At 69.3% G+C, this 8731-nt stretch carries 8 protein-coding genes and 1 pseudogene; 4 read left to right on the top strand and 5 right to left on the bottom strand.

Annotated elements, in window-relative coordinates:
• From H7J06_RS03050 to ctaE, 4 genes are all read right to left on the bottom strand, one after another.
• A partial coding sequence (locus H7J06_RS03050) for a cytochrome b (protein ID WP_264036878.1) occupies positions 1 to 641 on the bottom strand: 641 nt, incomplete at its 3' end.
• Positions 638 to 1876 carry a cytochrome bc1 complex Rieske iron-sulfur subunit gene (gene qcrA, locus H7J06_RS03045; RefSeq protein WP_264036876.1) on the bottom strand — a complete coding sequence of 413 codons (1239 nt, stop codon included), beginning with the start codon at positions 1874 to 1876 and terminating at the stop codon, positions 638 to 640. The genes H7J06_RS03050 and qcrA, both read right to left, overlap by 4 nt.
• On the bottom strand, positions 1873 to 2679 hold the full coding sequence (qcrC, locus tag H7J06_RS03040) for a cytochrome bc1 complex diheme cytochrome c subunit (protein WP_275078913.1): 807 nt from the start codon (positions 2677 to 2679) through the stop codon (positions 1873 to 1875). Before qcrC ends, qcrA begins: the two co-directional genes overlap by 4 nt.
• Before the next feature lie 60 nt (positions 2680 to 2739).
• Complete coding sequence (gene ctaE / locus H7J06_RS03035) at positions 2740 to 3351, bottom strand: aa3-type cytochrome oxidase subunit III (protein WP_263998649.1); 612 nt, start codon at positions 3349 to 3351, stop codon at positions 2740 to 2742.
• A gap of 68 nt (positions 3352 to 3419) precedes the next feature.
• Here ctaE and trpD point away from each other — a divergent pair, with 68 nt between their 5' ends.
• Positions 3420 to 4478 (top strand): anthranilate phosphoribosyltransferase, encoded by a 1059-nt coding sequence (trpD, locus tag H7J06_RS03030; RefSeq protein ID WP_264036872.1) that lies wholly within the window; start codon positions 3420 to 3422, stop codon positions 4476 to 4478.
• Here the strand turns inward: trpD and H7J06_RS03025 are convergent.
• A pseudogene (locus H7J06_RS03025) lies at positions 4416 to 6242 on the bottom strand (DEDD exonuclease domain-containing protein); the annotation flags it as partial. The gene trpD and the pseudogene H7J06_RS03025 sit on opposite strands and share 63 nt — an antisense overlap.
• Positions 6243 to 6363: 121 nt before the next feature.
• On the opposite strand from H7J06_RS03025, the gene H7J06_RS03020 reads away from it, so the two are divergent.
• From H7J06_RS03020 to H7J06_RS03010, 3 genes are all read left to right on the top strand, one after another.
• Positions 6364 to 6633: a hypothetical protein gene (locus H7J06_RS03020; RefSeq protein WP_264036870.1), complete on the top strand. Its 270-nt coding sequence runs from the start codon at positions 6364 to 6366 to the stop codon at positions 6631 to 6633.
• 165 nt (positions 6634 to 6798) lie between these two features.
• Complete coding sequence (ripC, locus tag H7J06_RS03015) at positions 6799 to 7917, top strand: peptidoglycan hydrolase RipC (protein WP_264036868.1); 1119 nt, start codon at positions 6799 to 6801, stop codon at positions 7915 to 7917.
• Positions 7886 to 8728, top strand: coding sequence for a DUF4157 domain-containing protein (locus tag H7J06_RS03010; RefSeq protein WP_264036866.1), 843 nt, complete (start codon positions 7886 to 7888; stop codon positions 8726 to 8728). Before ripC ends, H7J06_RS03010 begins: the two co-directional genes overlap by 32 nt.
• Positions 8729 to 8731 lie beyond the last annotated feature (3 nt).

The following is an 8731-nucleotide window of genomic DNA, read 5'->3' as shown; positions in this document are numbered from 1 at the left end:
AGCAGGATGTGCAGGGCGTACAGCCGGGGAATGATGATGCTGCCGGGGAAGTCGCCACCGAACAGCGCCCAGTGCAACCAGGTCCCGATCAGCGGCATGCCCAGGGTGATGGAGGAGAACGCCGCCCGCAGCCCGGTCCCGGAGAGCAGGTCGTCGGGCAGGGAGTAGCCGAAGTAGCCCTCGAACATGGCCAGGATCAGCAGCAGCGACCCGATCACCCAGTTGGCTTCGCGGGGGCGGCGGAACGCGCCGGTGAAGAACACCCGGGCGAGGTGGACCATGATCGACGCGGCGAACAGCAGTGCGGCCCAGTGGTGGACCTGGCGGACGAACAGTCCGCCGCGCACTTCGAAGGAGATGTCGAGGGCGGTCTCGTAGGCCCGGGACATCTGAATGCCGTTGAGCGGCTGGTACACCCCGTGGTAGGTGACCTCGGCCATCGACGGGTCGAAGAACAGCGTCAGGTAGACACCGGTGAGCAGCAGCACGATGAAGCTGTACAGCGCGATCTCACCGAGCAGGAACGACCAGTGCGTGGGGAACACCTTGTTGAGCTGACGGCGCACCGCCGCCGACGGGTGATACCGCGAATCAATCGCGTCACCTTGATGGGCCGCGAGTTCTGCCAACTTTGGGCTCATGACGTCCGCTCCCAGAATGCCGGTCCGACGGGTTCGATGAAGTCACCGTTTGCCACCAGGTAGCCATCCTTGTCGATGGTCACCGGAAGCTGTGCCAATGCCCGCGCGGCGGGGCCGAAGATGGGCCGCGCGAAGTGCAACGCGTCGAACTGCGACTGGTGGCACGGGCAAAGGATGCGATAGGTCTGCTGCTCGTAGAGCGACGAGGGGCACCCGAGGTGCGAGCAGACCTTGGTGAAGGCGAACAGGTCGCCGAAGTTGAAGCTCTCCTGGCCCTGCCGCTTGACCACCCGCGAGATGTCCTCGGGCCGGATGCGGATCAGCATGACCGGGTTGCGCACGCCCATCGCGATCTCGTTGAGCAGTTCGTGCGACTCGAAGGTGGAGCCGTCGCCGTCGGATTCCCGCCACGGGAACACCGTCTCCATGCCGCCGGCGTCGATGTCCTCCGGGCGCATCTTGACGAACGGCGAGCTACCGGGCTGACCGGTGGCCCGCGCCAGGTAGATCGTCTCGCCCTTGAATCGGGGGCTCCAGCCGGACGTCCACAGGACGGCCTTCTTGCCCTCGGCCGTCGGGACGACCGGCTTCCACGGGTTCTTGATGATGCCGCCGATGAAGGCCACCGCGGTACCGAGCCCGAAGGCGCCGAGCCCGATGCCGAGCGACAAGCCAATCAGCTTGCGGCGCTTGAGGGTCGAGCCCTCCAAGGCGTCGGTCAGGTTGGCTGCCGTGGCCCGGCGCTCGATCTCGGGGGAGCGGCCGTCGTGCCGGTCCTGGATCGAGATCTCCTCGGGGATGAACTTCTTCTGGAACAGCACCGCGCCGATCCCGATCGCAAGGATCGAGAGACCGAACGTCAGGCCGTAGAGCGGAGTGGCGAGGCTGTAGACGAGTTCGCCGGCCGAACCGTAGGGCTGGTACTCCCACGGCCAGAACAAGAACACCAAGAGCAGGGCGAGGCCCAGCACGCCGCCGAACAGCAGCCAGTAGGCCACCGTGCGCTCGGCGCGCTTCTCGGCCTTGGTGCCCTCGATGGGCCAGCGGGTCTCCTTGAAGACGGTCTCGACACCGTCCATCCGGCCGCCGAGCGTGACGAGCTCCTCGCGGCTCATCGCGGCCAGTTCGGCCTCGGTGGGCTGGTTGACGACGGCGGCCCGCTCGGAGGTGTCGGTGCCCTTCACCTCGGTGCCGTCGGCGTCGGTGTTGTGGCCGTCGTTCACGTTGTCGGTCATGCGCGCGATCCCACCCACATTGCGGCGCCGATGACGGCGACCATCCCGATGATCCAGGCCGCCATGCCTTCTGGCGCGGGGCCGAAGCCGCCGAGGCCGTAGCCGCCCGGATCGGGCGTCTCGGTGGCCTGGCGAACGTACGCGACGATGTCGTGCTTCTCCTCCGGGCTGAGCTGGCGATCGGAGAACTTGGGCATGTTCTGCGGGCCGGTCAGCATGGCGGTGTAGATCTGCGCGGGGGTGGCCTCGTCGAGCGGCGGTGCGTACTTGCCCGACGACAAGGCGCCGCCCTTGCCGGTGAAGTTGTGGCAGGAGGCGCAGTTGAGCCGGAACAGGTCGCCGCCGCGGGCGACGTCGTTGCCGATCAGGTCGGCGTCGGCCACGGCGCCGTTGGCGTCGCGGGGGGTGACGGGTCCGCCACCGTTGGCCTGCACGTAGGCGCCGAGGGCGTCGATTTGGTGCTGGTCGAAGATCGGGGCCTTGCGGGGGGCCTGAGCCTCACCGCGCATCGCCGGCATGCGGCCGGTGCCGACCTGGAAGTACACCGACGCGTCGCCAACGCCGATGAGGCTCGGTCCGCGGTCGGGAACGCCCTGCAGGTTCGCGCCGTGGCACGTCACGCAGGAGGTCTCGAAGAGCTGCTTGCCCGTGCGCAGAAGCGCGAGGCTCGACTCGTCGGCGACCGCAACCTGCGGCTTGGGCGTCAGGGTGGCGGCAATGCCACCCGCGACGAGAAGTCCGGTCAGAAGCAGCAGCGCTCCTGACACGCGTCGGCGTAACCGACGGCGAGACTTGTTGGTCATCGATCCCCTTCTCATCGGCCGTTGTGAAGACTGGTCGTCCGCAACGCTCATCGTCCGCCCTTATCGCACAAAGTAGATGACGGCGAACAGTGCAATCCAGACGATGTCGACGAAGTGCCAGTAGTACGACACCACGATCGCGGCAGTGGCCTGGGCCGGCGTGAACTTGCTCATGCGCGTGCGCGCCAGCAGGAACAGGAAGGCGATCAGACCACCGATCACGTGCAGACCGTGGAAGCCGGTGGCGAGGTAGAACACCGACCCGTAGGCGCTGCCCGGAATGGTCGTGCCGTGGGTGACCAGGTGGTAGTACTCATACCCCTGGCCGAGGACGAAGAACAGGCCCATCCCGAAGGTCAACAGGTACCACCGTCGCAGGCCGAACACGTCACCACGTTCGGCGGCGAAGACGCCCATCTGGCACGTGAACGACGATGCGATCAGCACCAGCGTCACGGGGACCGCCTGAACCAAGTTCAGCTCCGTGGGGGCCGGCGGCCAGTCACCGCCAGCCTGCGCCCGCGCGGTGAAGTACATCGCGAACAGCCCAGCAAAGAACATCAATTCGCTGGAAAGCCACACGATGGTGCCAACACTTACCATGTTGGGACGGTTCAGCGAATGCACGCGAGCAGTGATCGCGGTTCCCGAGGTCCCTACAGCACTCGTCACGTCAAGAAGTATGACGCTTTGTAGTTGTCGAACTCCACCCGGGGCATGACATTCGTAATAATCACTTCGTGACATCTGAGGATTCCAATACCTGGCCGCAGGTTCTCGGCCGCCTGACCACCCGACGCGCACTGATGGTTGGGCAGGCCGGGTGGGCGATGGACCAAATCATGACCGGCGTGGCGACGCCGGCTCAGATCGCCGGGTTCGCGATCTCGATGAAGATGAAGGGGCCGACGTCGGCAGAGGTGAAGGAACTCGCCGACACCATGCTGCGGCATTCCCATCGGGTGCCGACCGACGTCATCGGCACCGCCGCGGTGGACGTGGTGGGCACCGGCGGTGACGGCGCCAACACCGTCAACCTGTCCACGATGGCGTCGGTCGTGGTGGCCGCAAGCGGGGTGCCCGTCGTCAAGCACGGCAACCGGGCGGCGTCGTCGCTGTCGGGGGGCGCAGACACCCTCGAAGCCCTCGGCGTCCGCCTCGACCTGAGCCCGGAGGACGTGGCTCGCTGCGTCGCCGAGGTGGGCATCGGCTTCGCCTTCGCCCCGCAGTTTCACCCGTCCTACCGCCACGCCTCGGCGGTGCGCCGCGAGATCGGCGTCCCCACCGTCTTCAATCTGCTGGGACCGCTGACCAATCCGGCCGGTCCGCGGGCGGGTCTCATCGGGTGCGCCTGGGGTGATCTCGCCGAGGTCATGGCGGGCGTGTTCGCGACGCGCGGCTCGAGCGTGCTGGTGGTGCACGGCGACGACGGTCTGGACGAGCTGACCACCACGACCACGAGCACCATTTGGCGCGTGCAGGCCGGCACCGTCGAGCGGCTGACGTTCGATCCTGGGGCCTTCGGCTTCGAGCGCGCCGAGCTGAGCGAGCTGACCGGTGGCGACGCCGAGACCAACGCCGCCTCGGTGCGCGAGGTGTTCGGCGGCGCCAAGGGTGCCGTGCGCGACGCGGTGATCCTGAACGCCGCGGGCGCCATGGTGGCCCATGCGGGGCTATCCAGCGACGCCAAATGGGTGCCGGCGTGGGAGATCGGCTTGGCGCGGGCCGCCGAGGCGATCGACTCCGGGGCGGCCGAAAAGCTGCTCGCGCGTTGGGCGCGGTTCACCCAGGACCTCTGACCCCTCACTCTGGGCGGCGGCCAGCCGTGCGGAGCGGGCCGCCGCGGCCCACGCCACGTGCCGGCCCGCCGCGTTCACCGGGGTGGCGTAGCCGACGCCGTCGGCGGTGTCGGTGCGGACGATGCGGACCCCCGGCTGGGTGAGCCATCGCGCGACGAGCCCCACCTCCTCGACCAGTGCGCCGCCCAGCGGAGCCGCCTCTCGCAGGATCGACTGTGCCGCCGCGGCGAGGGCGTCGACGACCGGCATCGGGGGCACTCCGCGCCGCGCGGTGCCGGCCGCGGCGAGCTGACCGTTCCTGACGATCGCGAGGTGCCAGCCGCCGGCGCCGTCGGGGCTGGCGGCGACCAGTTCGTCGACTGCGACGAGGGCCTGCAGGCGTTGACCACGCCAGACGGTGTCGATGGTGGTGGCCGCGTGGTCACGCATGCGGGCCGCGGTCTCGTACTTGCCGCGCTCGGCCAGCGCCTGGATGTGGGCCAGCGCCCCACGCAGCGCCGAATCGTCCGCGCCCGCGATGAGGCCGGCGGCCATGGTGGGACCCGCGGCGTACGCGTCGGCGCCGACGTCACGGTCGGCCGGACACGGCGACAGCTCGAGTTCGGGGCAGGACGGCCCGTGCAGCGCCGAACGGGACAGCCGGGTGGTGCAGGTGCGCACGCCGGTGAAGCGGGCGAGCAGCGCGGCGGTCTCGACGGCGTCGGCCCGCACGCGGAACGGGCCGATCGCCCGGTCGTGCTTGGGTGCCCGGACGACCGAGAACCGGGGAAAGGCCTCGTCGGTCAGCACCACCCACCACCACCGGTGCGGGAACTTGGAGCGACGGTTGTACGGCGGGGAGTGGGCGGCGAGCAACCTCAGCTCTCGCACGCCGGCCTCCAGCTCGTGCGCGCACTCGACGTGGTCGACCCGCGTGGTCAACGACGCCATCTCCTTCATCCGGGTGCGAGGGTCGCTGCCGTTGAAGTACTGCCCGACGCGACGCCTCAGGTCGACCGCCGTGCCGACGTAGAGCACTTCGTCGGACGGACCGCGGAAGAGGTACACCCCGGGGCGGCGCGGGAGTGCGGTGGCCAGGTGCCGGTTGCGGCGCTGGGCGGGCGTCACGTCGGGCAGGTACGAGCGCAGCTCGCCGAAGGTGTGGATGCCCTGGTTGCCGACGCGTTCGATGAGTGCGTGCAGCACGTCGACCGTGGCGCGCGCGTCGTCCAGGGCGCGGTGCGTCGGCCTCGTGCTGGCCCCGAACAGCTGGGCCAGGGCCGAGAGCCGCACGCTGGGGGCCTCGTCACGGGTCAGCACGCGGCGGGCCAGCTTCACGGTGCACAGCACGGGGGGACGCTTCCAGGGCAGCTGAAGGCGCTCCGCGGCGGCGCGCAGGAATCCGACGTCGAACCCCGCGTTGTGGGCGACGAGGACCGCGCCCCTGGAGAACTCCAGGAAGGCGGGCAGCACCGAGTCGATCCGCGGGGCGTCGCACACCATGGCCGTGGTGATTCCGGTGAGGGCGACGATCTTGGGCGGGATCGAGCGGCCGGGGTCCACCAGGGTGGCCAGCTCGCCGAGCACCTCGCCCCCGCGCACCTTCACCGCGCCGATCTCGGTGATGGCGTCGTACCCCTGGCCGTTCTCGTCGCCCTTCGCCCGGCCGCCGGTGGTCTCGAGGTCGACGATGACGAACGTGGTGTCGCGCAGGAACAGGTCCGCCAGGGCGGCCGCGTCATCGCCGAACGCCGCGTCGACGTCGCCGAAGCTCAGCTGGCCCATGGCAGGGGACGGTAGGCCGCCCGACCGACATCTGCTCACATCCATGTCATTCGCGTGTCCGGGGCCTTGTCGGTGGTCGTCGTTAACGTGCGCTCGTGACTCGAAGGAAGGGAGAACGGACATGACTCGACCAGAGGCGGGACCGGACCTGCCAAGCACCACCCCGCCAGACCGAACCGGGTCCGACGCCGGGACCCTCCACATCGACTGCGACGACTGCGCGGTGCGTGGACACGGGTGCCAGGACTGCGTCATCAGTGTTTTATTGGGCGTACCCGATACGTTGCTGGCCGACGAGCGCCAAGCGCTAGAGGTCCTCGCAGACGCCGGATTGGCGCCTCGGCTACGGTTGGTTCCGATTCACCGGAGGCGCGCCGACGGGGTCGCTTGAGGCCCCCAGGCGTCGCGGGCAGCGAAATATTCCCGTGGCACCTGTTAAATTTGCGTCCTCTGTTGGACAACCCCGATGCCGTTTCGTAACCTATCTGAGACCTAACGCAGTTCGAGCGGCTCGCTAACGGCAGTTGAAGGACGCGAAATCTTGAGGTTTAACGCTATGCACCGAAGCGCACGTGTTCTTCGGCGACCGATGGTTGGTGCGATAGCTGGAGTGCTGGTCTTCGGTGGGGTGCTTGCCGGAACGTCGCAGGCCGACCCCGCGGCCGACGCGCTGGCAAAGCTCAACGAGCTGTCGCGCCAAGCCGAGCAGACCACCGAGGCAATGCACAGCGCCGAGCTGGATCTCGACAAGAAGCTTGCGGCACAACGGGATGCCGATCAGAAGCATGCGGCCGACGTCGCCGCCGTCGACTCCGCCAAGGCTCAGCTGGCAACCTTTCAGACCTCCGTCGACCGCGTTGCCGCCGCGCAGTACATGGGCGGTCGCACCGACGGCCTCGACGCCATGCTGACGGCCGGTTCGCCGCAGGGCCTCATCGACCAGCTCGCCGTGCAGCGGGTGATGGCAACCGAGATGTCGGCGCAGATGCAGAACTTCAAGACCGGCACCGTGGCGGCCACCACCGCCGAAGTCGAGTCCGCCAAGTCGGCTGCCGACGCCAAGACCGCCGCCGAGCAGGCCGCGGCGGTGCGCGCCGACCTGCAATCCAAGCAAAGCAAACTGCAAGTCCAGATGGCGATCGTGAAGTCGCAGTACACCGCCCTGACGCCCGCTCAGCGCGAGGCCCTGGCCGCGATTCCGCCCACGCCTCCCGTGCCCGCCGCGGCCCCGCCGCCCCCGCCGGACGTACTCGCGTCCGCACCCCCACCGGACGGCATCAACCCCGGCGACCTGGCTCCGCCCGAGGCCGCGCCCGCACCGCCCGCCGAGGGCGAGGGAATGGTCGCCGTCCAGGCGGCGCTGACCCGCATCGGTTCGCCCTACTCGTGGGGCGCCGCAGGCCCGGGCGCCTTCGACTGCTCCGGCCTGGTCATGTGGGCCTTCGGTCAGGCTGGTGTCAACCTCCCGCATTCGAGCCAGGCGCTGGCCCAGGGCGGCCAGCCGGTGTCGATGGACCAGATGCAGCCGGGTGACCTCATCACCTACTACTCCGACGCCTCGCACGTCGGCATCTACATCGGCGACGGAATGATGGTGCACGCCTCGACCTACGGCACTCCCGTGCGGGTGGCCCCGATGGACAATGCGCCGATCCACAACGTCCGTCGTTACTAGCAAACCGCTGCTCGGCGCGCTTCTGCTCGCCGAGTTGGCCGTCGCCGCGGTGCTGGTGTCCCGACCCGTCGGCGACGCCGCACCGGCGGCGCCGCCCACCGCCACCCACGCCTCGCTCGACGTTCCGACGACGCCGTCGGACCCGATGACGCTTCGTGACGGGCGCACCGTCTCGCTGATGTCACTTGGGGGAGCCGACACCGCCGACCTCGAAAGCCGGGTCTGGGGCGAACTCGACGGGGCCGCGGACGCCGTCAGCGCCTTCTGGGGTGACGACTGGCCGCGCAACGTCGTGGTCGTGCTGACCCGCACCGACGAGGAGTTTCGCGCGCTGGCCGCCGGCGAGCCCGACATCGCGGCCGCCACGACGGCGCAGCGGATCGTCTTCGCCCCCGGCGCCAGCTCGATGAGCGACGCATCGCTGCGAATCGTGTTGCGCCACGAACTGTTTCACTACGCCGCCAGGAGCCGCACCGCCGCCGACGCACCCCGCTGGCTCACCGAGGGGGTCGCCGACTTCGTCGGTCGACCGCCGACCCCGATGCCGAGCCGGCAGGACGCCGACGCGCTCGCGCACCTGCCGTCGGACGTCGACCTGGACACCGCCGGCGCCGTGCGGTCACTGGCCTACGACAGGGCGTGGTGGTTCAGCCGCTTCGTCGCGAGCGGCTACGGCGCGGAGACGCTGCGCACGCTCTACCTCACCGCATGCGGCGCGGGACACCCCGACCAGGCGACCGCCATCAAACGGGTCCTCGGCGCCGACCCGCCCCAGGTGCTCGCCGCGTGGCGCGCCTGGCTCGGCGGATAACGG

Origin of the sequence: Mycolicibacterium hodleri (assembly GCF_025822245.1) — a bacterium.
GTDB lineage: Bacteria > Actinomycetota > Actinomycetes > Mycobacteriales > Mycobacteriaceae > Mycobacterium > Mycobacterium hodleri.
The sequence above is the reverse complement of the archived record's forward strand: the minus strand, read 5'-3'. Positions and strand labels throughout refer to the sequence as shown.